Source organism: Bradyrhizobium sp. AUGA SZCCT0169 (assembly GCF_018130085.1).
Classification (GTDB): Bacteria; Pseudomonadota; Alphaproteobacteria; order Rhizobiales; family Xanthobacteraceae; genus Bradyrhizobium.
Genome location: NZ_JAFCMC010000019.1, coordinates 99,721 through 124,221 on the forward strand (window position 1 = coordinate 99,721; position 24,501 = coordinate 124,221).

Below are 24,501 nucleotides of genomic sequence, written 5' to 3' on the forward strand. Positions count from 1 at the left end.
CCAGGGATGCCGGTACCTTTTGCGGATCTGCAGCTTCAGTATCAGACCATCAAGGGCGAGATCGACGGCGCGATCGCGGCTGTCATCCGCGACAATTCGTTCATCCGCGGGCCTTACGTCGATGCCTTCGAGCGGGAGTTCGCCGACGCCGTGGATATCAAGCACTGCCTGTCATGCGCCAACGGCACCGATGCGCTCTATCTCGCCTTCGCCGCGCTGAATGTTCAGCCCGGCGACGAGGTCATCACGACAGCGCATTCCTGGATTAGCACCTCGGCGATGATCACGCATGCCGGCGCCACCGTGGTGTTCTGCGATACCGACGACAGCACTTTTACGATCAATCCGGCGGCGATCGAGGTCGCGATCACCCCGCGCACCGTCGGCATCGTTCCCGTGCATCTGTACGGCCAGCCGGCGGACATGGACGCGATCATGGCGATCGCGAAGAAGCACCAGCTCTGGGTGGTGGAGGATTGCGCGCAGGCGCATCTGGCGCGCTACAAGGGCCGGCAGGTCGGCACCTTCGGCAACGCCGCGACCTATTCATTCTATCCCGGCAAGAACCTGGGCGCGATGGGCGATGCCGGCGCCGTCGTCACCAACGACGATGCGCTGGCCGAACATATGACCATGCTCGCGCGCCATGGCGGCCTCACCAAGCATCAGCATGAGATCGAGGGCATCAACAGCCGGCTCGACGGCATGCAGGCGGCGATCCTCTCCGCCAAGCTGCCGCATTTGCCGGACTGGACTCTTGCGCGTCAGCGGGCTGCCAAGGTCTACGATGCCGGCCTCAACCAGGTCGACGGCGTCGTGGTGCCCGGCGTCGCGGCGGAGCGCAGCCACGTCTATCACCTTTATACGATCCTGCACCCGCGGCGCGACGCGCTGGCGGCGCATCTTGGCTCCAATGGCGTGCAGACCGCGATCAACTACCCCACCGCATTGCCGTTTCTCGCCGCCTATAGCCGATTTGGCCACCGTCCGGAACAATTCCCCAACGCGCATCGCCAGCAGGGCACGATTCTATCGCTGCCGATGTTTGCGGAGATCACGGCGGATCAGCAGCGCGCGGTGATCGACCTGGTACGCGCATTCTGACCGGTCCGGATCTCGGGCGCGGTAAAATGGTAAATACATCAATAAGTTGGTGAAATTGAGAACGGCGTGGCTGCCGGGGAGGCGCTGACAAAATCAGTGCCGGCGGCGTTTTTTGCTCCATTCGATCTGGTTTCCAGCCGCGGTACTGTTTAGAAGCGCCATGCCGCACCGAGGGTGCATGGCTCTGGCAACGGGAACGGGAACTTTGCGAAAAATACTGTTAACGGGCGCGGGCGGATTCATCGGATCGCATCTTGCGGAAGAACTGGTCCGCCGGAATTTCGAGGTGCGCGCCTTCGTGCATTACAATGCGCTCGGCTTGCATGGCTGGCTTGATGCGTCGCCGCCCGAGATCCGCAAGGAACTCGACGTATTTGCCGGCGACATCCGCGATCCCAACGGTATGCGCACGGCGATGAAGGGGTGCGACGCCGTACTGCATCTCGCCGCCCTGATCGCAATTCCCTATTCGTACCACTCGCCCGACACCTACGTCGAGACCAACATTCGCGGCACGCTCAACGTACTGCAGGCGGCGCGGGACTTTGACGTCTCCCACGTCCTGCACACATCCACCAGCGAAGTATATGGCACGGCGCAGTTCGTCCCGATCACCGAAGACCACATGCTGCAAGGGCAGTCGCCCTATTCGGCGAGCAAGATCGGCGCCGATCAGCTGGCGCTGTCGTTCGAGCGTTCGTTCGGCACGCCGGTGACGGTGGTGCGGCCGTTCAACACCTATGGCCCGCGGCAATCGGCGCGCGCAGTGATTCCGACCATCATCACGCAGATCGCAGCGGGGCAGCGCGCCATCAAGCTCGGCAGCATCCACCCGACGCGCGATTTCAATTTTGTCGCCGATACCGTGGGTGGCTTCCTTGCCGCGCTCGAAACCAAGGCCGGCGTCGGCGAAGTCGTCAACATCGGCAGCGGGTTCGAGATTTCGATCGGCGATACCGCGGGGCTGATCGCCGAGCTTATGGGCGCCGAGATCGAAATCGAGCAGGAGGCCGTCCGGCTTCGGCCGGAACGCAGCGAAGTCGACCGTCTGTGGGCCAGCAACGCCAAGGCGCAAAAGCTCCTGGGATGGTCGCCGCGCATGGCCGGCATCGAGGGACTTCGCAAAGGCCTCGAGCAGACGATATCCTGGTTCACCAAGAACGAAAATCTGTCGCGCTACCGCGCCAACGCCTACAATCTGTGAGCCTGATGAGCCATTCTTCAGCCATTGCCGACCGCCGCGCCGAGCTCAATGTGGGTGCCGTACTTGAAGCGGTCGATACCGTTCTTGGCGCCGCGACCCGCCCGGTGGCGCTGCATGAACCGCGGCTGGGTGCGCGCGAGCGCGAACTTGTGCTCGATTGCATCGACACCAACTGGGTATCGACAGCTGGCAAGTATGTCTCCCAGTTCGAGCAGATGGTTGCCGCCGCCACCGGGGCCCGTCATGCCATCGCCATCGTCAACGGCACCGCGGCACTTCATGCCGCATTGCTGCTCGAGGGCGTGCAGGCGAACGATGAAGTCATCCTGCCGGCGATCACATTCGTCGCGACCGCCAACGCCGTTAGCCATGCCGGAGCCATTCCGCATATCGTCGATTCTAGCTGGGATACGCTGGGCCTCGATCCGGCGGCACTGGACGCGCACCTTGCGGAGATATCGGTTCGCCGCAACGGTGAACTGGTGAACAAGCAGACCGGCCGGCGCCTTCGTGCGATCGTTCCGGTCCACATCTTCGGGCACCCGGTCGACATGCCTGCGCTGCTGGCGGTTGCCGCCAAGTACGGCCTCGTGGTGGTCGAGGACGCGACCGAGTCGCTCGGCTCGACTCGGCAGGGGCAGGCCTGCGGCACCTTCGGCCATTCCGCCGTGCTCTCCTTTAACGGCAACAAGATCATCACCACCGGCGGCGGCGGCATGATCCTGACCGACGACGACGCCCACGCCGCCCGCGCGCGGCACTTCACCACCACGGCCAAGAAATCGCACGCGTGGTCGTTCGACCACGACGAAGTCGCCTACAACTACCGGCTTCCCAACATCAACGCGGCGCTCGGCTGCGGCCAGATGGAGCGGCTGTCGGCGATGGTCGAGGCCAAGCGCGAGCTGGCGGCGCGTTACCTCGAGGTGTTCGGCGGCTTTGCCCATGCAGGCATCTATCGCGAGCCTGACAGCGCGCGGAGCAATTATTGGCTCAATACGCTGATTCTCGACCGCGAATACGCGGGCGAGCGCGACCGGCTGCTGTCCGCGCTCCATGCCAATGGCGTTCATGCCCGGCCGCTGTGGACGCCCATGCATCTGCTGCCGATGTACCGCAACTGCCCGCGTTCGCGGTTGCCGGTGGCGGAGGACATGTATACGCGCTGCGTCAATCTTCCCAGCAGTCCGTTTCTGGCCGCCAGCGAGAAAACCGGCGCGAACAAGAACTGATGCCCCGTCTGATCTTCTTCACCATTCACAGCACGACGCCGTGGTGGAAATATCTGGGCTCGCGAATTGATTTCGCCGACGTCACCGTCCTGAGCGATTTGCGCGGGGAGGGCGACCGGTCGCTGGTCGACGACTTCTATCGCTTCATGGCCAAGGGCGACGCGGCCGCCGCTGCGCTCGCGCGCTTCGGCGACGACGGATGTGCTGATATCATCCTTCGCTGCAGGGTGCTCCGCAGTATCGACCGCGCGCTCGCGCTGCGGATGATCGGTGGCATGACGCAGGCGATCGAGCGCGCCTTGGATGAGCTCGACCCCGATCTGGTCATGACGTTCACCATCGATCGCTACGTCATGGACGTCATGGCGAGAACGGCGCGCGCGCGGGGCATCGACTTTCTGGAAATGACGACGTCGATCATTCCGGACGAAGTCATGTTGATGCGCCGGGGCCGGCCGATCTGGCTGCGCGAGCCTTCGAATGAACAGGTCGAAGCCGCGGTCAACGTGCTGTGCAAGGCGGATTTCGCGCCGGCCTATGTGCGTGACGCCAAGCGATTCTCGACCAGGCAGTTCTGGCGCGTGGTCGGCTACTATGCCGTGCGCGGCGCGTTCTTTAACCTTTGGCGGTTTCTCAAGCGCGATCGGTTTAACATCCATTACCTGGACGCGCTGAAGCGGCTGAAGCACAAGGTCCGGTTCGGGGACGTAGCGGCGCTGAAGCTGCTCGACCGGAATTGGGAGTCCCGGCTCGGCGAGGTGCCGCGTGAGCGGCGTGTCTTCCTGGGGCTGCAGCTCTTTCCCGAAGCTTCGATGGACTACTGGCTGAAATCCCCTGACATGCTTGCGCACGACGATGTGCTGGTGCGGTACTGCGAGGTGCTCGGCGAGGCCGGCTACCGCATTTTCGTGAAGGATCATCCACTCCAGTTCGGTTTTCGTCAGCGCGAACTGTTCGAACGGCTGTCAAAGCTGCCCTTTGTCACGCTGGTTCCATATGATGTGCCGGCCAACCTGCTGATTGAAAAGTGCGGGGTCTCGGTCACGTTCACCGGCACGATCGGCTTTCAGGCCGCGCTGGCGGGACTTTGCTCCGTTGCCACGGATCCATATTATGCGACCGAGGATCACTTCCTGCAGGTTCGCAACGTCGAGGAGATCGGCGGTCTCGTCGACAGACTGAAGCGTTGGCGGTTACCGGACGATATGGTTGCGGCCCGTCGCGAAATCATAAGACATTTGGCGTCGGTCAGTGTCGAGGGCGACTATTTCGGCTGGCGCAAATTCGATCCCAAGAATCATGCCGCATGCGAAGCCGTCGAACCGTTGGCGCGTTCGTTGAATGTATATCTGCCGAAATTTTTGAAATCTCGCAAACCCGCTACATAGGGTCTTGCTCTGCTCGCAATTCACGTTGATCCCCTACGTGAACTCACTGGAATGGCGCGATGCCGGCTCGTCTGCTTGGTTTCCTGAAGCGTCCCGCGGTCGCAGGCACGGCTTCCGCCTTCATCCTGCGGGGGTTGACGCTGGCGAGCCGCTTTCTGCTGTCATTGCTGCTGGCGCGGATGCTGTCGCCCGCCGAGATGGGCGAGTATGGTCTTCTGACCGCCGCCCTGGCCTTCGCGCTGCTAGCGATCGGGCTCGAATTCTATTCGTATACCCTGCGGGAAATGGTGCCGGCGTCGCCGGCGAGGCGAACCCGGATCATTGCCGATCAGATCACGTTGGGCGTGATGGCGCTGCTGGTTGTCGGCGTTCTGGTGCTGGCGGCGATCCTGGCGGGACTGTTTCCGTCGAGGCTCGCGCCGTGGTTTTTGCTCATATTGATCACCGAGCACATTTCGCTTGAAGCAACGCGCATCCTGATCATCACCGAGCGTCCAGTTCGCGCCTATATCGGTGTGTTTCTGCGCGGCGGCATTTGGGTCTATGCGATGGCGGTTCTCATGTTCACGACGCCGTCGACGCGGACGCTTGAAATGGTACTGGTCTGGTGGGCGCTCGGCGGCACTCTTGCGATCGCCTTTTCGGCGGCCTCGCTGTCGGGCCTGCCGTGGCGGGAACTGAGAGGTTACCGTCCCGACTGGAATGCCATTTTCGCGGGCCTGCGTACGGCGCGTCCCTTCATGCTGACGGCGGCCGGCGCGCTTGTCATTTCCTATGTCGATCGTTTCGTCATTGACATGTTTGTCGGGCGCGAGGCGCTGGGCATTTACACGTTCTACTCGACGATCCTGATCGGCCTGCTGTCGCTTGGCGCATCGGTATCACACCAGTTCCTGCCGAAGGTCATTTCCGGATATACGGCCAGCGCAGAAGCCTATCGGGCGGCTCTTCGCTCGTTTTTCTGGTCGTTGCTGGCCCTTGCCCTGGGAACGATCATTATTTCCGGTCTGCTCATGGGGCCAATGCTCAACGTGCTTGGTCTCTCCGTTTATGCGTCCGGCATCTGGGTCTTCTATGCGATGCTGCCGGGAGTTTTCTTGCGCATGATGGCCGACGTTCCTTCGTATGCTCTCTATGCGGCGCGATCCGATAGTTACCTGCTGTTCTGCAATCTCGGCGCGGCATTGATATCGACGCTGCTCAACGTCTTGCTGGTTCCGATCTTCGGTATTTACGGCGCGGCATTGACCGGCGGCATCGCCAGCGCGGCGCTGCTTGCCAGCCTGGCCATTCTGGCGCAACAAAAAATCCGCAACTATCGAACGGAAGCTCCCGCGCTGGCGCTTACTGGACTTCCGACTGATTCGGATATGCTTTATCCATGAGACAAAGCAACCTCTGCAAAATGACGCTTAAGCCTGACCGTGCAGACGGCAGGGCTGCAAACAAGGATCAACTATTGGATGTTCTCGCGCTGCAACTAATCGCGTCTGACTTTCTGATTGCCCGGTTCCGCCAGGAGAGCCACGCATAAGTCGCCGCAAACGACAGAAATATCAGGAAGGAATTGGCAAAGCCGAACGGGCCATTCAGGGGACTGACCAGGATGCCGAGGTAGGCAAACGTCAACATCAGTGCGGCGCTCAAAGAAGACCGCTCCAGGGTCTGCCGATAGCAGAAGCCAGACAGCAATCCCCAGACGAACACGCAAAAGGCGCCGCCAATCAGCCCAGCATCTCCGATCCACGCACCCCAGGCGCTGGGAAACCATCCATAAGCCCCGATAGCGCTCAACTCGGTGCGCATGGTCTGCGGAAGTTTGAGAGAGGGGGCGACTATGTCGCTGATCGGTGAAAGGATGCCGATCTGATAAAGACCGCCGTAGATCGAAAATTCCCGCCAATGTTCGACCATCCGCTGCACGGTGGTTGGCGGGTGGGTGAGATACATATCGATACTCAGCCAATCCATCGCCAGATTTGCCGGAACGGTTCCATTGCGAATAGCGCTGTCAAGCAACGGGGTTGGCTGCATCTCCCAGCGTGACGCTGCTACCGCAAGGAAGGTCGGATATGTGGACATGCGGTTCATATCGCGGCGAGTCTGCCAAACCTGGTTCGTGTAGGCGAGAAATGCGACGGCCACAAACGCAAACTTCCACCATAGCCAGCGATCGGCCGGAACGAGTGTCCTGCCTCGAGCGACGCGCGTTATGGATGCTCCAACAAACAAAAGAATGACCAACAAGATCGGCATCCTGCCGCCGTAGAGCACGGCATAGATCGTCATCGGCAATACAGACGCCTGTCCACAGATGCTAGCAAAAGTGCGCAAACGTTCTCCCGCCAGCATGAATATCGTTATGGCGACGCAAGAAAACGAAAACGTCAAATAACCGAAATACAGCAGCCAGGATCGTCGAATACCGATGTTTTCCATGACCTCGTTGGCTCGTTTATCACGAGCCGCAGACAATCCTTGCGACCAGTCGATATCGCTCAGGTATAACTTATCGAACGTCATGGCGGCGATGCCGATAAAGCCGAGAGCTGCGCACACGACGACGAGATTGTCCAATGAAGGGTCTTGCGTGGCGGACGCGTTGAGACTTTTCCTCCTTCCACCCACCAGCGCACCTGAGCAAAATAATGCTATGCCGCCCAGAATAATCGTCCACGCGACGATGCCCGGCGAGTGAACGTAGGAAATTGGGGACACGTAGAATAGCGTGATTGCTGCAGCCCAAACTGCGCACATCAAGCCCGCTGGATGGGTAAGAAACTTCATTTTGAAGTAATCGTGCCGGAGTCGAGGGATCGCATCGTAGCATAACCGATCGAAGACCAGACTAAAGCATTGGTAGGATTGAACCCGAGCAGAATGTCGATCAGCAGGCTTATGGAAAACAGCGAAAACGTTCTGTCCATGTGCTGCAGCTCACCGAGGCGCGAAAACATTCGACAGAAGACGACGACGAGAATGCCGGTAAAGAGTATCGCGAGCGGCAATCCGCTCGTCATCGCGATGTGAGCCGGCATGACGTCCGCCTGCTCTCGCGTGTACCTTACACGATCGTAGTTATTGGGGGAGACGTAATCCATCTCGAATTTGGATCCAAAGCCGGCGCCGATTAGAAATTCATTCGGTTTCGAGCTAAGCAATTGCCATATCGCCTCAATCTCTACGTTGCGGGCCCCCGTCAATCTTACCAGCGGATCGACGGTGGCCTCTGCCATTTTCGATCCTGAGTCAGCCATTCTCGATTTTGTGTCTGTGTTTATAAACGAGGGCGACGAGGAAAGCCTTGTCCCAACCATACCCATCAGAGGGATTTGTACCGTCGAAAGTATCGAAATAGTTGCGGCCGCGATCATTGGGGTTAGGACGAAAATTGAGATTGTTTGAACGGGGAAACTGAATCCGCCCCTGCGCTTCGCAATGAAGAGCACGGCCAAGGCTGCCGTACAAAAGCAAGCGCCGATGAAAACGGCTCGTTTGTTTCCGACTATGATCAACACCGCAGACGCGATCGTCGAGATCGGATTTCCATTGTGGGCCAGTGGGAGAAGGGCAAGATTTGGCTGGAAACTGTAAGATCCGCTGTGCAATCCCGGAGTCGCCGCGTACAGCATCATCGCGATCGTATAACCTGCAAGAATGGTGATGAAAATGGCGGTAAAGGCCATCTTTGGAATGTCGCGGCGCGCCAGGTCGCGACCGATCAAATAGGAAACAAGCAGGGAGGCGTATTGAAAGCCATGCACAAGATAGGAACGCCAGTCGCTATGATTGAACAGTCCGCTGAATGCGCCGACCAGTAACATGCATCCGACGGTGATCGAGATCGCGTCAACGAGATTTGGAAGGTCCTGGCGAACAGTCCAAAGGTAAGTGGCGCCAACGATCAGAAGTGCCGCGCGCCAAAGCGTAATCAGGCGGACCGCTTTTGTGTGAGAGTGGATATCCAGCGTATAGCCGATCGTGAAGGCCAGAATGAACATAATCATCAGGCCGAAAAACACCCATAAAGGAATATTCTGGATTTTCATCGTTGCTGACCTGTGCTGTGTTCAATCAGCGTTTCTCAACGCACGGAGCCATGCCGCGGTTTCGGCGACGCCTTGCTCCATGTTGTACGGCAGCGGTCCGCAGACCGCCTCGGTAGGCTTGAGGTCGAATTGATATTGCGTCAGCACATTATTGAGCCGGAACGAATTGAACGGAAACTTCCTCAAACCCACGGCGTTCACGGCATCGCCGCACCGGGCGAGTATGCGGGCGATACCGAGCGGCATATGCGGGATCGGGCGTGACTGGAACGCCCGCTGAAACGCATCGCTCCAGGCGAGGAGATCGATCGGCTCGTAGTCCGCCAGATAGAACGTTTTCCCGTGGATGAGGTCAGCGGGGGCCTCGAGCAGCCGCCAATACTGAAACGCGATGTTCTCGATATAGCTGTAGGATTTCCATAGCGGGCTATGGCCGACGTGAAAGTAGCGGCTACGCTCGATCATTCGAAGAAAGCGCTGGTAATGCGGGCTCATGCCCGGCCCCCAGACCGTCGTCGGGCGGGCAAGGCACCATTCGCGTCCTGCGCCGTCCTGCTCTCGAACGAACTGCTCGGTGCGGACCTTGCTCTTGCCGTAGAGAGTATCGGCGGTGTAGTCGGTGTCGTTGCGCGGGACGTAGCCGACGCGGCACACGAGCTGTGACGACGTCCAGATCGCCCGCCGAATCGACGAAGTGAGCCGGACGGCGGCGACTACGTTCTGCACGCCCTCGATGTTGGCGGTGTAGCCTGCGAGATTGGTCTTTTCATCGAGATCGATGCGTGCGGCGAGATGGACCAGGGCGTCCGGCGCAAATTCCTGCACGGCTTGATTGAGCCGCGCGGCGTCCAGGATGTCGCACACGTAATCCGTCGTTGCGCCGGGGTCCTTGTCCAGGCCCGCGACTTCGAATCCCGCAGCCAGCAACCGACGCATCAGGGCCTGGCCGATGAAGCCAGAGCTACCGGTCACAAGAACTTTCATGCTGAATTCGCTGCTTTTACAAAAGTTGCGGTCGCTTGACCAGCCTGTCCCGGTGATCTAACAAACCAACCCATTAATTGCAAATTGTGGCACGCGTTTCGGAATGGATCTGACTGAACGCCTCGGGCGTGCGTGTGGAGCTTCATGAAGGCAATCATCTCAGCCGTGTTCCAGGCCGTCAATGGTGTGCTGGAGATCATCGGTCTTCGCTTGTTGCGAACCAATGCGCCGGTTCGGAACTTCGGTCTCTTTTTCAAGCACCTCAAATCGCTCGGGTTCGAGGTGCGCACCGTCATCGATGTCGGTATTGCGTTCGGGACATCGCCAATCTACGACGCATTTCCGCGCGCCAGGTATTTTCTGGTTGAACCGGTTGCCGAGTGCCGTCCCGTTCTGGAAAAGCTGAAGCAGCGGCTCAACGCGGAATATTTTCTGGTCGCCGCCGGCGCGGAGAACGGCGAGGTCACCTTCAACGTCCACGACGACATTTCCGGCTCCAGCCTGTTCTCGCAGGTCGAGGGCAAGGTGCTGGACGGGGAAGCGCGGTCGACGCCGATGCGCCGGCTGGATTCACTGCTGCCGGAAAATCTGGAACATCCGGTGTTTCTCAAAGTCGACACCCAAGGTGCTGAGATTGAAGTGCTCAAGGGACTGGGTAGCCGGATCAGCGAGATCGACCTGTTGATCCTGGAGACCACGATGATGCCGATGCGGCACGGCATTCCCCAATTCGCCGACGTCGTGCGCTTCTGCGACGAGGCGGGGTTTGCGGTCTATGACGTGCTGGAAGGGCACATGCGGGCGCTGGACGGCGCGCTGGCGCAGATCGATCTCGCCTTCGTCCGCAAGGACAGCGCGCTGCGCAGCCAGCCCGCGTATTTCAGTCCCGACCAATTGGCGGACTATATCAGAACGTCGAGCAAGATTCGCGGCGCCAGCAGCTAACCGGCTTTTCGTCTGCCAGTTGGCGGAAGCAACCGCCTCAGATTTCCGCGAGCAGGATGAAGATGCAACGCCGCTCGCCCTTGTTAACCATTCCGCCGCGATGCATGCCATTGCCGTCGAACAGTATGCAGTTGCCGTAGTTCGACGTGGCGCTGAAATGCCCTTCGCGCAGGCGCTGGACGTCGGCTGAATCATCGCGCAGGTCGCCGCCGAAATCCGCCTTCTTTTGAAGGAACGCCGGAAGCGCCATGAACAGTTTGCGCGCTTCGGGCTTGCGGCCGGAGAAGCCGCTGAAGTCATTGGTGCGGCGGACCATACCCTCGAACCAGCCGATCTTGGCGTTCTGGCTGCCGCGGACGTAGCAGAACGGGCCGCCATCGGGACCGATGTCGTGGACATAGATCGCACATTTCAGCATGCCGTAGGTGGCATCGATGTGCAGATAGCTGCCCCAGGGGTCGGCCAGCTGGGTATCGGGGAATACGCGTTTCCAGAACGTATAGCCGTCGTCGTTGATCTGCGCGTTGACGTGCTTCACGCCGACCGGGCGACCGAGATAGGCGCTGGCCGCTTCGATGATGCCGTAGCGGTTGAAGATGTTCTCGACGGTCGCGAACGCCTGCGGATCGGACGAGCGCGTGCACCAGTAGACGTTGTCGTCGAACTTGCGCTTTTCCAGCGGGATGCCGGCGCGGCGTTCGTCGAGCTTGGCAAATCCTGGATTGGTCACGCGGCGAACCTGCTCGATCTCGTCGGGCGAGAGCGTCAGCGGAACGATACCGTCGGACTTGATCTGGTTCAGAAGGGCGGGGTTCGCGGGAGCCGCAGGATGGCGTGCGCCGGTCAGCGTGCCGATCATGCGGCTGGCGCGGATGCGGGTGTACATCGAGATGTAGCGCAACGCCGTTCTGAAATTCAGGCCGCTGAAGCCGGCCTCCTTGGTCAAGAGCGGCATGTTGTCGTAATCGACGATGCGGCGGATGGTGACGAACGCGAACGTGCGCAGGAAAACGTCCAGGGCGTGAATCCGCTCGCGCAGCGTCGCCTTGGGAAACAGGCCACCATAGGCGGGATGGGCGTCGTAATCGATCTTGGGCAGCGACTTGCCGCTATAGGGAGGAATCGGCAGCGCCTGCATCCGGGCTTCGCGCACGCCGGCCGCCACATCGGACATGGAGTCGATCGTCGTCATCTGCAGATTCTCCCGGAATGCGCGGTTTGTTCAGTCGCCCGATCTATACAACCTGCGGCATCGACCAAGCAACCAAGAAGGCCCTTGAGGGACCGGCCGTCGCTAGTCCGGAACCGTAGCTAAGTCGTGAAAATACTTCGGAAAAGCATTGCTGAGGTCGATCTTTCGAAGGATTCCAGCAATCTTCTCGGATGCGCCGCCGCGGCCGTAGGGCGGTTCGCTGGACGTGTCGGGCTGGAACCGGCCGTCGAGAATACTGCGGAGGGATGCGAGTATAGCCGTCTGGTCGGCGGGGCAATCGATGATCGACGCCGCGCGCAGGCGGCCCAACTGACGGTCGCCGATATTGACTGAGGGAACCCCGACCGCAGGCGCCTCCAGGATGCCGCTCGACGAATTGCCCACCACGGCATCGGCCAGCCGCAGCGCCGCCCAGTAGCGCTCGCTGCCGAGCGAGCCAAACAGATGCGCCTGGCCGGGCCGCGCCGCGACGAAGGCCTTGATGGCGTCGTCGATCACCCGGTATCCGGGATCGGCGTTGACGCCGGTGACGATGAAACTGCGATCGTCGATCTGCGCCAGCGCGCCCAGAAGTGATGTGACATTCGCGGCATCGGCATCGGGGCGCGCGGTGGTCGGATGCAGGGTGACGAGCAGGAAGCGTTCGGGACCGCTGATACCGAGTTCCCTGAACAGCGCGGACCGGCTCACGGCAGGCGCGGTAGCCGCCAGATCCAGTCCGGGGGCGCCGACATCGAACACAAAATCCGGATTCTCGCCCATCTGGATGACGCGCCGCCGATACGGCTCGGCGGCGGTAAAATGCACGCAGGCCATTTTGGTAATGGCGTGGCGAATGGCGTCGTCGAACGCGCCGGCCGTGACCTCGCCGCCATGGATATGGGCGATCGGAATATTCAACAGCGTCGCCGCCACCGCGGCAGAGAGGATCTCGTAGCGGTCGCCGAGCACCACCAGCAGATCCGGCGCCAGCCTCGGAAGCGCCTCGGCAAAGCCGGTCACGCCAATCCCGGTGCCGCGCGCCACCGTCTCGGCGCGGTCGTCGCGGAGTTCGAGGTCAATCTTGGCTGCGATCTTAAAACCGTCGGCCTCGACGATGCGCCAGGTCTCGCCGAATTTTGGCGGCAGATGCATGCCGCAGGCGATGACCTGCAGATCGACATCGTCCATCTTCTGCAACCGTGTCAGGACGCCTTTCAGCAATCCGTAGTCGGCCCGAGACCCCGTCACCACGGCTATGCGGCGGGGCGTTCTCGTCATGGCTGTTTTCGCCACGGCGACGCGTCGAGCATTCCATGCTCGATGACGTAGGAGGCGTGGGCGAGGTCGGCCGCGGTTTCGATTTCGATCGAATGCAGGCGGTCCATCAGGATGCCGTAGCTGGCGGCTGGATCGGCATAGATCTTTCCATGCTTGCGCATGGCGTTCCAGCCGATCAAATAGAGCGCGCCGTTCATGGTCACTTCGATCGGCTGGTCCTGCCGCCGCTGCGCGGTTGTTGTGAGCATCTTATCGACGATGGTGCCGATCGAGCCGTCCTTGCCGAGCGGCCCGACGAAGATCGAGGACACTTCCGTTTCGCGCATTCCGACCACGAGGCTGGCGTTGCGCGCCACGAAGAGATCGATCGCCTCTTCAAAATGTTCGGGGCGCGCGAACGGCGACGACGGCTCCAGCAGCATGATGGCGTCGTAGCGGCGCTTTTCATGGGCCTCGATCCAGTCCATTGCGTGCAGCACCACGTCGTTGGAGGAGGCCGTATCGGTCGCAAGCTCGGCTGGACGCTCAAACAGCATCTCGGCGCCGTGCCGGACGGCTTCGGCTCTGATCTCGGCGCTGTCGCTGGAGACGATAAGCCGCGAACAATAGCGCGACTGCAGCGCCGATCTGGCCTTGTAGCCGATCAGGCTGAGACCGCCGATTTCGCGCAGGTTCTTGCCCGGCAATCCCTTCGATCCGCCGCGTCCCACCAGCAGGAACAATATCTCCGGTTTGTCAGCCATTTGCTCTCGATAAATCCGGCCCGCCCGTATCGCAGCTGCGCCTGCTCGCGTTGCTTTTACCAGTGTACTCGACTAAGACAACCGCTTGATTTAGAGGGCGGTTTCAATCGTCCGAACCGGTCAGCGACGAAAAGCGCATGCATCGCCGAACCATGATCATTGCCGAGGCCGGCGTTAACCACAACGGCGATTGTACCCGCGCGCTGGCGCTGGTCCAGGCGGCGGCGCGCGCCGGTGCCGACGTGGTGAAATTTCAGTCGTTTCGCGCCGACAAGCTGGCGACCGCCGATGCGGCCAAGGCCAGCTATCAGCAGGTCACGACCGGCGCTGCGCAATCCCAGCTCGAGATGCTGCGCGCGCTGGAATTGAGCGAGGACGACGAGCAGCGCATCGCCGCCGCCTGTGCCAAAGCCAACATCACCTACATGTCGACGCCGTTCGACGCCGACAGCGCCACCCACCTGGTTCAGCGCATCGGCGTCTCGACCCTCAAGGTCGGCTCGGGCGATCTGACCAATGCACCGTTGTTGCTGCATCTCGCACGCTTTCGTCTTCCCATCATCCTGTCGACGGGAATGGCGACGCTTGCCGAAGTCGAGCAGGCGCTCGGCGTGATTGCGTTCGGCTATCTGCTCGAGGCGAGCGCGCCGCCGACCACCGCGGATTTTGCTGACATTCTGCCCGATCGGGAGACCTGGACGGAATTGCGCAGCAAGGTGACGCTGCTGCATTGTACGACGGAGTATCCGGCTGATCCGCAGTCGATCAATCTGCGCGCGATGGCGACACTATCCCATGCGTTCGGGCTTCCGGTCGGTTTCTCCGACCACAGCCCCGGCATTCATGTCGCGGCCGCGGCCGTAGCCCTTGGCGCCACCGTGATCGAAAAGCATCTGACCCTTGATCGCAACCTGCCCGGACCCGACCACCGCGCCTCGATCGAACCGCATGAGCTGGCCGCGATGATTGCAAATATCCGCGATGTCGAGGCAGCGCTCGGCGACGGGCGCAAGGTTCCGGCGGCGGAGGAAATCGCCAATCGGTCGGTGGCGCGCCGAAGCCTGGTCGCGACCTCTGCGATCCGCAGCGGCGAACGCTTCACGGAACAAAATCTCGGCGTGAAGCGTCCGGGCGATGGCATATCGCCCATTGAATACTGGAGTTATCTGGGCAAGAAGGCCGATCGCGACTACGCGGCCAATGAGGCGCTGGAGCCATGAGCCTGATTGTGCTCTGTGCCGGCGGCCATGCTCGCGTTGTCATCGAGGCGTTGCTCAGCCGGGGTCAGCGTCCGAGCGCGGTAACCGACCACGATTCCGCTCGCATAGGGACATTGCTTGGGGGAATTCCGATCACCGGTCCGGACGAAGATATCCTGAAGATGAAGATCGACCAGGTTCAGCTCGCCAACGGCCTCGGCAATCGCGCCTCGCGATCGAGTTCCGGATTGTCGGTTCGGCGCGAATTGTTCGACCGGTTTGCCGCGCTGGGTTACGCGTTCCCCGTGATATCCCATGCATCGGCGGTGATCGCATCGGACGCTTCCATTGGCGACGGCGCGCAGGTAATGGCGGGGGCGATCATCCAGCCGGCGGCGCGGCTGGGACGGAATGTGCTGGTGAATACCCGTGCGGTGGTCGAACATGATTGTCAGGTGGGCGATCACGCGCATATCGCTCCAGGTGCGGTGCTGTGCGGCGGCGTGCTGGTCGGCGAGGGCGCCCATATCGGCGCCGGTGCGGTGGTATTGGGGGGGGTCAGCGTCGGCGCCGGTGCCATTGTGGCCGCCGGCGCCATAGTCGCAAGGAATGTCGAGGCTGGCGCGTTTGTCGGCGGCGACCGGGAATAGCACGTGATGAATGGAGCATTTATTGTCAGCGAAGATACGCCCCTGATCGAGACGCTGCGGCGCATCGATCAAGGCAATCTGCAGCTGGCGATCGTCGAGCGCGACGGCAAGATCGTAGGCACCGTGACCGACGGCGACGTCCGACGCGCGCTGCTGGGCGGGGTCGGCCTCGACGCGTCGGTCGATCTGGTCATGAACCGGACGCCGATCACCGCGCCGGCCGGCATCACCAATCCCGCCGCGCTCAATCTGATGCGCCGTCATTCGATTCATCAATTGCCGATCGTCGACACGGAAGGAAAAGTCATCGAGGTCAAGCTGATCGACGACCTCGCGCTGGCCCAGCAAAGCGATCACTGGGTGGTGCTGATGGCGGGGGGGCTCGGCTCGCGGCTGAAGCCGCTCACCGATGAACTGCCGAAGCCGCTAATCAAGGTCGGCGACAAGCCGATCCTCGAAACCGTGCTCGGGGGTTTCATCAAGGCGGGCTTCGGCAAGTTCTTCATCTCGGTCAACTACAAGTCGGAGATGATCCGGGACTATTTCGGCGATGGTTCGCCCTGGGGCGTCGATATCAGCTACCTCGAGGAAAACGAACGTCTCGGTACCGCCGGCGCATTGTCGCTGTTGCCGGAGCGGCCGAAGCAGCCGTTCTTCGTTATGAACGGTGATTTGCTGACGACGGTGAATTTCGAGCAGTTGCTGAAATACCACCGCGAGCATCAGGCGTTCTCGACCGTCTGCGTGCGCGAGCATTCCGTCACCGTGCCGTTCGGGGTGATCGATTTCGACGATCACCGGCTGCTCGGCATCCGCGAGAAACCGACGCAGAAATTCTTCGTCAATGCGGGCGTCTATCTGCTGGATCCCGGCGTGCTGGATCATCTTAGTCCCAACGAAGTGGTCGACATGCCGACGCTGATCGAACGAACGATCGCCGGCGGCAAACAATCCGTGGTCTTCCCGCTGCGGGAATACTGGATCGACGTCGGCCGCCTCGACGACTTGCAGCGCGCCTCCGATGAATTCCAGAGGGTTTTTGGGTGAGTACCGATCGCTCCCTACGCGAGTTAATGTCGCTGGACGGGCGGGTCGCGCTGGTCACGGGGGGCGCCGGCCATATCGGCAGGGCGATCGGCCATGCGCTTGCCGAACTTGGGGCTGAAATCGCCGTCGTCGATCTTTCGCAATCCGGCGCCGCGGAAGCCGCGGAAGAGCTGAGCCAGCGGTGGCCCGCCACCGCCGTAGGGTTCGCCTGCGACCTGGAGCGGTCGGAGCAGGTGCGCGATTTGCCTCGCCAGGTCCGCGAACGCTTCGGGCGCATCGATATCATCGTGAATTGCGCGGCATTCGTGGGAACCAGCGGCCTCGATGGCTGGGCGGTTCCATTCGAGCAGCAGTCCGACAAGACCTGGAGGAGGGCGCTGGAGGTCAACCTGACCGCCCCCTTTGTCCTGGTTCAGGCCGCCGCAGCCGACCTCAAGGCCTCCGGCCATGGCAGCGTCATCAATGTTTCCTCGATTTACGGGCTTTCGGGGCCCGACTGGCGGCTCTACGAGGGGACCGCCCTCGGCAACCCCGCAGCCTATGCCGCCAGCAAGGGCGGGCTGATCCAGGCCACCCGGTGGCTCTCCACGACCTTGGCGCCGCGCGTCCGGGTCAATGCGATCGCGCCCGGCGGCGTGTTCCGGGACACCCCTGAGCCGTTTTTGAGCCGCTATACCGCCCGCACGCCCCTCGGGCGGATGGGACGCGAGGAAGACTTCAAGGGCGCGGTTGCCTATCTGGCGACCGACTTATCCGCATACGTGACCGGCCAGTGTCTGGCGGTCGACGGTGGATGGACCGTGTGGTAATGCACGGCAAATCATGAAACCGCGAGAATCTTTGACATGTTGAGCTGTAGCAAGTGCCTGCTGCCGGAAACGGCAGAGGCAACGTCGTTCGACGACCACGGATCCTGCAGCGTTTGCGCGCAGATTGAGGTTCGGGACACCCAAATCAACTGGGATGAGCGCCACGGCCAGATGATGGAACTGGTCGCGCAATACCGCGATAAGGGACTGTACGACTGCATCGTTCCCTATTCCGGCGGCAAGGACAGCGTTTTCCAGCTTTGGTACGTGGTCAAGAAGCTCGGCCTGAAGCCGCTGGTGGTGCGCTTCGACCACTGGTTCTATCGCCCGCTGATCGAAGAGAACAACACCAGCGTGTTCAAGCAGCTCGGTGTCGACGTGCTCAACTTCACGCCGAACTGGCACGTGGTGCGCGAACTGATGCTGGAATCGCTCAAGCGCCGCGGCGATTTCTGCTGGCACTGCCACACCGGCATCTATGCCCATACCATGCAGATCGCGATCCGCTATGAAACGCCGCTATTGTTCTGGGGCGAGAGCCTGGCCGAATACCAGTCGTTCTATTCCTATGACGAGATGGAAGAGGTCGACGAGAAGCGCTTCAACCGCGCGATGAATCTCGGCATTACCGCCGACGACATGTACGAATTCCTGGGCGGCCGCGTCGCCAAGCGCGACCTCTATCCGTTCGTTTATCCCGCCCGCAAGGAATTGATGCGGATCAAGTGCCGCTCGATCTGCCTCGGCAGCTACATCAAGTGGGACACCAAGAAGCACGTCGAGATCATCAAGCGCGAGCTCGGCTGGAAGGGCCAGGAAGTCGAGGGCATTCCGCCCGAATACGACTACGAGAAGATCGAGTGCTTCTTCCAGGGCGTGCGCGACTATCTGAAATTCATCAAGCGCGGCATGGGACGGACCAATCACCTTGCCAATATCGACATCCGCAACCGCCGGATGACGCGCGAGGAAGGCGAAGCGCTTGTGCGAGAATTTGACGGCAAGCGGCCGCCGAGCCTCGATCTGTTCCTGGATTATCTGCAACTCACCGAAGAGCAGTTCCTCGGCATCGCGATCAAGCACGAGGTTAGCCCGTGGCAGTTCTCGCCTAACATGGTAGAGCCGGGCAGGCGGATGCCTGATATGGATAAATGGAATCGGACCGAGGTGCCCTGGCCGAACCATCCGGGTGTGGAGATCGGCGGCAAGGGGTAATCTTTATCGGCGGCGGCGCCGGGGGGAGCTAGGGCGATGTCGGGCGTTGCGATCGTCGACTACGGGATCAACAATGTGCGCTCGGTCCGCAATGCCGTGGGGTACTGCGGTTTCGATCCGGTCGTGACCCACGACGCTGACGTGATCGCCGACGCTTCGCACGTCATCCTACCCGGTGTCGGCGCCTTTGGCGACGCGATGAACAACATACGTGTGCGGGGCATCGACGAAATGCTCGACCGCCACGTCCGCGAAAAGGGCAAGCCGTTCTTGGCCGTCTGCCTCGGCATGCAGTTGCTGGCGCAGAGCTCGGAAGAGCACGCCGATGACGGCGTCCTGCATCGCGGGCTCGGCTGGTTCGACGCCGATGTGCTGCGCCTGATGCCCACCGATCCCGCGCTGAAGATCCCGCATATGGGCTGGAACATGGTGGCCAAGGAGCGCGACCATCCGATCCTCGCCGGCATCCGCGAGAGCAACCTCGCATTCTATTTCGTGCACTCCTTCGCCATGCGCTGCAACAATGCGGGCGACGTCGTGGGCCTTGCGCAATACGGTCAGTCCGTGACCGCGATCATCGCCAAGGACAACATTGCGGCCACCCAGTTTCATCCCGAGAAAAGCCAGGACAGCGGTATCGAATTGGTGAGCAATTTTCTCCGCTGGAATCCGTGATACCAGCGCGTTTTTCAAGCGAAGTGGATACCAGGTCGCGTGAAGAAAACGCGTCCAATCAAGAAAGCCAAATGCTGAAAAAGAGACTGATCCCGAAATTTCTGCTGCGCGATGGTAGGCTGGTAAAATACGTCAGGTTCTTCGAGAACGAGCGTGTCGCCGGCAACCCGGTGACGACCGCAAAAGTCTATAACGACTACGGCGTCGACGAGCTGATCGTGCTCGACATCGTGCCAAGCGAAGCCTCGCGCGGCCGCGTGGTCGATATCATCGAGCGGATGTCGGAAGAGATCTTCATGCCGTTCACGGTCGGCGGTGGCGTCAAGACGCTTGAAGACGTCAACATGCTGCTGCGCGCCGGCGCCGACAAGGTGTCCGTCAATTCCGAAGCGGTGCGGCGACCTGAGTTCGTCCGCGACGCCGCGCGCGTGTTCGGCGATCAGTGCATCACGGTGTCGATCGACTACAAGAAGATCCGCCCCCACCATGCAAGCGTGTTCATCGACGGCGGCCGCGAGCATGTCGCGCTCGATCCGGTCGAATGGGCGCTGCGCTGCGAGGACCTACACTGCGGCGAAGTGCTGTTGGGCTCGATCGATCGCGACGGCACCATGTCCGGCTACGATCTCGACGTGATCCACAAGGCGGCCAATGCGCTCAGCGTGCCCTTGATCGTATCGGGCGGTTGCGGTTCACTGCAGCATGCGATCGACGCGCTGGAAGCCGGCGCGTCGGCGGTGGCGATCTCGTCGATGTTTTTGTTTACTGATCACAGCCCGATCAAGCTGCGCAGCCACCTGGCGTCGCGCGGCCTCGACGTCCGGAACAGCGCCAGCAGCAGGAACTGACATCGTGCACCTTTCGCTCAATGAGGCTGATCTGGCGCGGTATGTGCGAAAGCAGTTCGAAAACACGTTCCCCGACGGCGCCGACCTCGGCGATCTGCCGAAATTCGTCGAGCTGGCGCTCGGCCGGATCGAGCACTGCTTTTCGCGCGTGAGGTTGAAGGGATTCTTTGCCAACGGTCAGGTGCGGTTCTCACACTGGCATTGCGATCAATTCGCGATTTTCCTGTATTATCTCGCCAACACCGCCTTCCGCGAAGAGCCCGGCCACCCCATCGCCGACAAGGCCTATGCGCTCAACAAAGCCTTGCACGCGCTCGACGCCTTCTACGAGGTCGAGCTGCCCGACGTGTTCGCGGTCCAGCACCCGGTAGGCACCGTGCTCGGCCGCGCCAGCTATTCGGATTATTTCATCTGCTATCACAACTGCACCGTCGGCGCGAACCTCGACAACGACTACCCCTCGTTCGGCCGCGGAATCGTGATGTATGGCGGCAGCCGCGTGATCGGAAAGACGTCGGTCGGCGACAACACGTTTGTGTCGACCGGCGCGATCGTGATCGACGGCGGCACGCTCGAGCCCAATAGCGTGCTGCACGGCATCTATCCGAACGCGGGCCATTCCCGAACCGGCCGCAACGTCATCAGCGATATTTTCGGGGTTTAGGTCAGGTCAGCCGCTTAAAGCCGGAATGGGCGACGGGGCCGCGCAGCAATTGCCGAACGGCTTTTTGATCGATAGCGGTCCGAAGATCGCGGAACACTTCGTTGACCGCCTCCAGATAGCGATCGACGTGCTGATCGGTATGCGCCCACATCGCGTAGAATGAGCCGGTAGCGAAGATGCCCCGATCCAGCATCATCTGGGTGAACAGGGTGCGCACTTCCCGGACCTCCGGCAGGTCGAAACCGAAATGCCCAAGCGGTGCAATCCCGGAGACGTGAACCGGAAGATTTGTTGCGGTCGCGGCTTCGGCCCAGCCCTCTTGCACGCGCGCACCGATCCGCATGAGATGATGGGCGACGTTCTGCTCGCGGTGCTTGCGCAACGTGGCCAATGCGGCGACCGGCCCGACGCGCTCAGTCCAGGCGGTAGAACTGACAAAAGTTTCTTGCGCCGCATCCATCACCGATCCGCGGCCGACAATCGCCGCCATCGGAAATCCGTTGGCGATCGCTTTGGCAAAGACGGCCATGTCGGGATCGACCCCGTAAGCCAGATGCGCGCCGCCACTATTGATGCGGAAGCCGGACGTCACCTCGTCGAAAATCAGCGCCGCTCCGCAACGATCGGCGAGCGCACGAATACCCCTGATGAATTCCGGCGTCGGCTCGCTCGAGCGCACCGGCTCCATCACGATCGCGGCGAGGCGGTCGCCATGCTCCGCAACGATGGCTTCGATCTCGTCGAGCTTGTTGTAGTGGAACGGATGCATCAGGCCTGCGAGGCCGCGCGGCACGCCCTTTGTGTCGAGGCCCGGCAGCAGATGGCCGTCGAGCGCGGTGGTCTCGCCGAGATTGGCGCTGAGATACCAGTCGTGCCAGCCGTGATAACCGCAGAAAGCCACCATGTCGCGCCCCGTCGCGGCGCGCGCGATCCGGACCGCGATCGCCATGGCCTCGCCGCCGGCGCGGCCGAAGCGCACCATGTCGGCCCACGGGTGCAGTTCGACCAGCAATTCCGCCAGTTCGACATCCTCGGCGCAATTCAGCGTCGACATCGAGCCCTTGTCGATCGCGGCCTTGACCGCGGCGTCGACGTCGGGATCGGCAAAGCCCAAAATGGTGGCGCCGATGCCGCAATAGCTCATGTCGAGATAGGTCTTGCCGTCGAGATCGACCACCTCGGCGCCCTTGGCCGATTTGAAATAGGTCGGCCATTGTTCCGGCAGGAACATTTCCGGGCGCTTCGACAGCAATTGGGTGCCTCCGGGCATGACTTTCCGTGCGCGTCGGTAAAGCGTTTGGCCAGTGCTCGACATCGATTTTCTCCTGGGGGGAAAGCACGCGGTGGATATCCCAACGCCGCTTTTGAGGCAAGGTGCGCCGTTCGTTCGACAGCCGATTCTTGGTGGCTTTCATTCGATACGCCGCGTCAAAACCCAAAGCTTCCCCTAGACCTCTACGGGATTGATCGACGAACTAGCCCACCAGGCCTGCTCGTCGCCAAAGCGATGGTTATCCCGGTGATGAGTTCTGCACAGAGGTACGGTGAACTCGTCACTGACCTTCAGCCCCATCCCGCGAGGCTGAGCGCGCGGACCGCCCGGGCGCTCGCCAGCGGCGTCCTCCAACCGCGCATCGATCTTGATGACATTGGACCCGATCTCAGAGTTGCTGCACGCAAGCCGGCCCGGAGCGGGTGAAATCGAGCACGGCGAAGCGGGACAGGGCTTGCGAGGCGCGCGAAAGGGCATTCGGAAAGCTCTCTTTTTGGTGACTTCCGCGTTCGAAAGTGATGCTGCTTGGCAATTTCAGCGGCTGGCGCCATTGCTGCCTGCCCTCGATCGTTGGCTCGAAAGCGGGTTGTTTTCCACCGGCTGGATTGATTGAGGCGCTCCAATAACTTGAAATATGTGACTATTCAGGCCGCAGGGGAGGCGCTGATCGGCAAACTCGGAGGTCCTCCGGCGCATTGTTTCGCCCCTGAAATATAGAAAAACTGGCTCGGCTAATCGTTTCTGAACGGAAGGGCATCAGCCATGCAGCCCCACGCGGCCGTCAAAGCAGAGCCTGAGCTTGCTCATATAAGAAAGGTCCGAGCAGAGGCTTGGAGTCGTATCGCTGAATCGATTGAAGGAGGCCTAACGCGCCTGGGCGATTTCGGCTGGCTTGTTCACGGTGGGGGTGTGGTGGTAGAAGAATCGAATGACGCGGCCCGGCTTGACGCGAGAAGATTTCCTAGAAATGGAACGTGGGTGCCGGGCCATGATGCCCGGCGCGTTGCCAGAAGCGCGAGATGTACTCGAGGCAATGGCCGATGAATGCCGAGTGCGAGCGGGCTCAGCGCCGCCAACACCCAAATGGTGGACGAAAAAACCCCTCATCATCGCTGCGGTTCTCGCCGTCCTCGCCTATTTTGCTGCCGCGCTTTATTTCAAGTCAACATATGTATCTAAAGCACCGAGGGACGGTGCCCTCTTGCTACTCCCGCCATTTCAAAAAACGCGCCACGTTTACGCGGCTCACGGCTGGCTGCCAGATGATCTCTCCCAAGTCGTGGTGTATGAAGACAGCACACCTCTAGGTCTTGCAGAAGCAGTCTACGACAATCCAGTCGAAAAACCTGCCTCTGGCGGCAAGCGATGGAGGTTCATTGAATTCACTTCCCCCAAAGACCCAAACGCCAGCGGACATACTTATTGGGCAGTGAGACCCTAGGTGGTGTGGACGCTTATCGCATCCATAAGATGGATTGCGCGAGTGACGACGGCTCGGTAATTTCGGGAGGTCTTTTCGAAGCGGGTTGCGACGCGGCGGAACTGCTTGAGCTTTGAGAAGCAGCATTCCATGAGATGACGCTGGGCATAGAGTTGTTTGTGGAGCGAATGTTTGAGCGCACGCGATAATTTCAAACTGACATACTACCCACTATTCACAGGGAACGAATCTTTGAGCTAACGGGGGATCGATTCCGTTTAGGGCGGAAATCCAACGCAATCTCAGCTTCCCAGCGAAAGTCTCGTTTGGGGCGTGTTGCCGGCACGATTTGAGTCGGCAGTCGACGAGCACGTTAAACAGAAGAGCCCGAGGGACGTGAAGTCATTGATGAGCTCACCGGCATCCTGTTGCGCACGGTGGCTCTAAAGCGTGATGGCATTAGGTTCGATAGCCTGAGTTTTTGAGGTAGTTGGCACATTCCTCTGAGGTGAAGGCATCGAGTGCGCAGCCGATTGCGGCGCAGACCGCGTCGACAGTTCGCGCGGCAGCTTTGCGGAC

The 24,501-nt window shown here is 60.8% G+C and carries 23 protein-coding genes and 1 pseudogene; 16 read left to right on the forward strand and 8 right to left on the reverse strand.

Annotated elements, in window-relative coordinates; translation table 11 throughout:
* The first annotated feature begins 6 nt into the window (after nucleotides 1–6).
* The 5 genes from JQ609_RS21400 (at nucleotide 7) to JQ609_RS21420 (ending at nucleotide 6,313) form a co-directional block, all read left to right on the forward strand.
* Entirely contained in the window at nucleotides 7–1,104 is a 1,098-nt protein-coding gene (locus tag JQ609_RS21400) for a DegT/DnrJ/EryC1/StrS aminotransferase family protein (protein WP_212274852.1), read from the forward strand.
* A gap of 205 nt (nucleotides 1,105–1,309) precedes the next feature.
* Nucleotides 1,310–2,308 carry an NAD-dependent 4,6-dehydratase LegB gene (locus JQ609_RS21405; RefSeq protein WP_212274853.1) on the forward strand — a complete coding sequence of 333 codons (999 nt, stop codon included), beginning with the start codon at nucleotides 1,310–1,312 and terminating at the stop codon, nucleotides 2,306–2,308.
* Nucleotides 2,309–2,313: 5 nt separating this feature from the next.
* Nucleotides 2,314–3,540, forward strand: a complete 1,227-nt coding sequence (locus JQ609_RS21410) for a LegC family aminotransferase (RefSeq protein WP_212274854.1) — start codon at nucleotides 2,314–2,316, stop codon at nucleotides 3,538–3,540.
* A complete protein-coding gene (locus tag JQ609_RS21415) occupies nucleotides 3,540–4,928 on the forward strand; it encodes a hypothetical protein (RefSeq protein ID WP_212274855.1) in 1,389 nt (462 codons plus the stop codon). The genes JQ609_RS21410 and JQ609_RS21415 overlap by 1 nt, the downstream gene beginning before the upstream one ends.
* Before the next feature lie 179 nt (nucleotides 4,929–5,107).
* Nucleotides 5,108–6,313: a hypothetical protein gene (locus JQ609_RS21420; protein WP_212274856.1), complete on the forward strand. Its 1,206-nt coding sequence runs from the start codon at nucleotides 5,108–5,110 to the stop codon at nucleotides 6,311–6,313.
* Nucleotides 6,314–6,380: 67 nt separating this feature from the next.
* Here the strand turns inward: JQ609_RS21420 and JQ609_RS21425 are convergent, their stop codons facing one another.
* The 3 genes from JQ609_RS21425 to JQ609_RS21435 are packed head-to-tail and all read right to left on the reverse strand — an operon-like array spanning nucleotide 6,381 to nucleotide 9,961.
* Complete coding sequence (locus tag JQ609_RS21425; RefSeq protein ID WP_212274857.1) at nucleotides 6,381–7,715, reverse strand: O-antigen polymerase; 1,335 nt, start codon at nucleotides 7,713–7,715, stop codon at nucleotides 6,381–6,383.
* Nucleotides 7,712–8,977 (reverse strand): hypothetical protein, encoded by a 1,266-nt coding sequence (locus JQ609_RS21430; protein WP_212274858.1) that lies wholly within the window; start codon nucleotides 8,975–8,977, stop codon nucleotides 7,712–7,714. Before JQ609_RS21430 ends, JQ609_RS21425 begins: the two co-directional genes overlap by 4 nt.
* Nucleotides 8,978–8,998: 21 nt before the next feature.
* A complete protein-coding gene (locus JQ609_RS21435) occupies nucleotides 8,999–9,961 on the reverse strand; it encodes an NAD(P)-dependent oxidoreductase (protein ID WP_212274859.1) in 963 nt (320 codons plus the stop codon).
* A gap of 144 nt (nucleotides 9,962–10,105) precedes the next feature.
* Between JQ609_RS21435 and JQ609_RS21440 the strand changes: the two genes are divergently transcribed.
* Nucleotides 10,106–10,906, forward strand: a complete 801-nt coding sequence (locus tag JQ609_RS21440; protein ID WP_212274860.1) for an FkbM family methyltransferase — start codon at nucleotides 10,106–10,108, stop codon at nucleotides 10,904–10,906.
* A 37-nt stretch (nucleotides 10,907–10,943) separates the two neighbouring features.
* Here the strand turns inward: JQ609_RS21440 and JQ609_RS21445 are convergent, their stop codons facing one another.
* The 3 genes from JQ609_RS21445 to JQ609_RS21455 all read right to left on the reverse strand — a co-directional run bounded on the left by JQ609_RS21445 (nucleotide 10,944) and on the right by JQ609_RS21455 (nucleotide 14,122).
* Complete coding sequence (locus JQ609_RS21445; protein WP_212274861.1) at nucleotides 10,944–12,098, reverse strand: hypothetical protein; 1,155 nt, start codon at nucleotides 12,096–12,098, stop codon at nucleotides 10,944–10,946.
* Between the two features lie 102 nt (nucleotides 12,099–12,200).
* The gene (gene neuC, locus JQ609_RS21450; protein WP_212274862.1) at nucleotides 12,201–13,379 is read right to left on the reverse strand and encodes a UDP-N-acetylglucosamine 2-epimerase; all 1,179 of its coding nucleotides are present in this window, start codon (nucleotides 13,377–13,379) and stop codon (nucleotides 12,201–12,203) included.
* Complete coding sequence (locus JQ609_RS21455; RefSeq protein WP_212274863.1) at nucleotides 13,376–14,122, reverse strand: acylneuraminate cytidylyltransferase family protein; 747 nt, start codon at nucleotides 14,120–14,122, stop codon at nucleotides 13,376–13,378. The genes neuC and JQ609_RS21455 overlap by 4 nt, the downstream gene beginning before the upstream one ends.
* 137 nt (nucleotides 14,123–14,259) lie before the next feature.
* On the opposite strand from JQ609_RS21455, the gene neuB reads away from it, so the two are divergent.
* The 8 genes from neuB to JQ609_RS21495 all read left to right on the forward strand — a co-directional run bounded on the left by neuB (nucleotide 14,260) and on the right by JQ609_RS21495 (nucleotide 21,229).
* Nucleotides 14,260–15,342, forward strand: a complete 1,083-nt coding sequence (gene neuB / locus JQ609_RS21460) for an N-acetylneuraminate synthase (RefSeq protein WP_212274864.1) — start codon at nucleotides 14,260–14,262, stop codon at nucleotides 15,340–15,342.
* On the forward strand, nucleotides 15,339–15,971 hold the full coding sequence (locus JQ609_RS21465; protein WP_212274865.1) for an acetyltransferase: 633 nt from the start codon (nucleotides 15,339–15,341) through the stop codon (nucleotides 15,969–15,971). The genes neuB and JQ609_RS21465 overlap by 4 nt, the downstream gene beginning before the upstream one ends.
* A 6-nt stretch (nucleotides 15,972–15,977) precedes the next feature.
* Nucleotides 15,978–17,018: a nucleotidyltransferase family protein gene (locus JQ609_RS21470; protein ID WP_212274866.1), complete on the forward strand. Its 1,041-nt coding sequence runs from the start codon at nucleotides 15,978–15,980 to the stop codon at nucleotides 17,016–17,018.
* Nucleotides 17,015–17,827, forward strand: coding sequence for an SDR family oxidoreductase (locus JQ609_RS21475; protein WP_212274867.1), 813 nt, complete (start codon nucleotides 17,015–17,017; stop codon nucleotides 17,825–17,827). Before JQ609_RS21470 ends, JQ609_RS21475 begins: the two co-directional genes overlap by 4 nt.
* Before the next feature lie 36 nt (nucleotides 17,828–17,863).
* Nucleotides 17,864–19,042, forward strand: coding sequence for an N-acetyl sugar amidotransferase (locus tag JQ609_RS21480; RefSeq protein ID WP_212274868.1), 1,179 nt, complete (start codon nucleotides 17,864–17,866; stop codon nucleotides 19,040–19,042).
* A 36-nt stretch (nucleotides 19,043–19,078) separates the two neighbouring features.
* A complete protein-coding gene (gene hisH / locus JQ609_RS21485) occupies nucleotides 19,079–19,717 on the forward strand; it encodes an imidazole glycerol phosphate synthase subunit HisH (protein WP_212274869.1) in 639 nt (212 codons plus the stop codon).
* Between the two features lie 71 nt (nucleotides 19,718–19,788).
* Entirely contained in the window at nucleotides 19,789–20,565 is a 777-nt protein-coding gene (locus JQ609_RS21490) for an imidazole glycerol phosphate synthase cyclase subunit (RefSeq protein WP_212274870.1), read from the forward strand.
* A gap of 4 nt (nucleotides 20,566–20,569) precedes the next feature.
* Nucleotides 20,570–21,229, forward strand: coding sequence for a hypothetical protein (locus JQ609_RS21495; protein WP_212274871.1), 660 nt, complete (start codon nucleotides 20,570–20,572; stop codon nucleotides 21,227–21,229).
* Between the two features lies 1 nt (nucleotide 21,230).
* On the opposite strand, the gene JQ609_RS21500 is transcribed toward JQ609_RS21495, so the two are convergent.
* A complete protein-coding gene (locus JQ609_RS21500) occupies nucleotides 21,231–22,499 on the reverse strand; it encodes an aminotransferase class III-fold pyridoxal phosphate-dependent enzyme (protein ID WP_249128255.1) in 1,269 nt (422 codons plus the stop codon).
* 370 nt (nucleotides 22,500–22,869) lie between these two features.
* Between JQ609_RS21500 and JQ609_RS21505 the strand changes: the two genes are divergently transcribed.
* Both JQ609_RS21505 and JQ609_RS21510 read left to right on the forward strand, forming a co-directional pair.
* Nucleotides 22,870–23,115 carry a hypothetical protein gene (locus JQ609_RS21505; RefSeq protein ID WP_212274873.1) on the forward strand — a complete coding sequence of 82 codons (246 nt, stop codon included), beginning with the start codon at nucleotides 22,870–22,872 and terminating at the stop codon, nucleotides 23,113–23,115.
* 315 nt (nucleotides 23,116–23,430) lie between these two features.
* The gene (locus JQ609_RS21510) at nucleotides 23,431–23,943 is read left to right on the forward strand and encodes a hypothetical protein (RefSeq protein WP_212274874.1); all 513 of its coding nucleotides are present in this window, start codon (nucleotides 23,431–23,433) and stop codon (nucleotides 23,941–23,943) included.
* 13 nt (nucleotides 23,944–23,956) lie between these two features.
* On the opposite strand, the pseudogene JQ609_RS21515 reads toward JQ609_RS21510, so the two are convergent.
* A pseudogene (locus tag JQ609_RS21515) lies at nucleotides 23,957–24,128 on the reverse strand (IS5/IS1182 family transposase); the annotation flags it as partial.
* Nucleotides 24,129–24,501 lie beyond the last annotated feature (373 nt).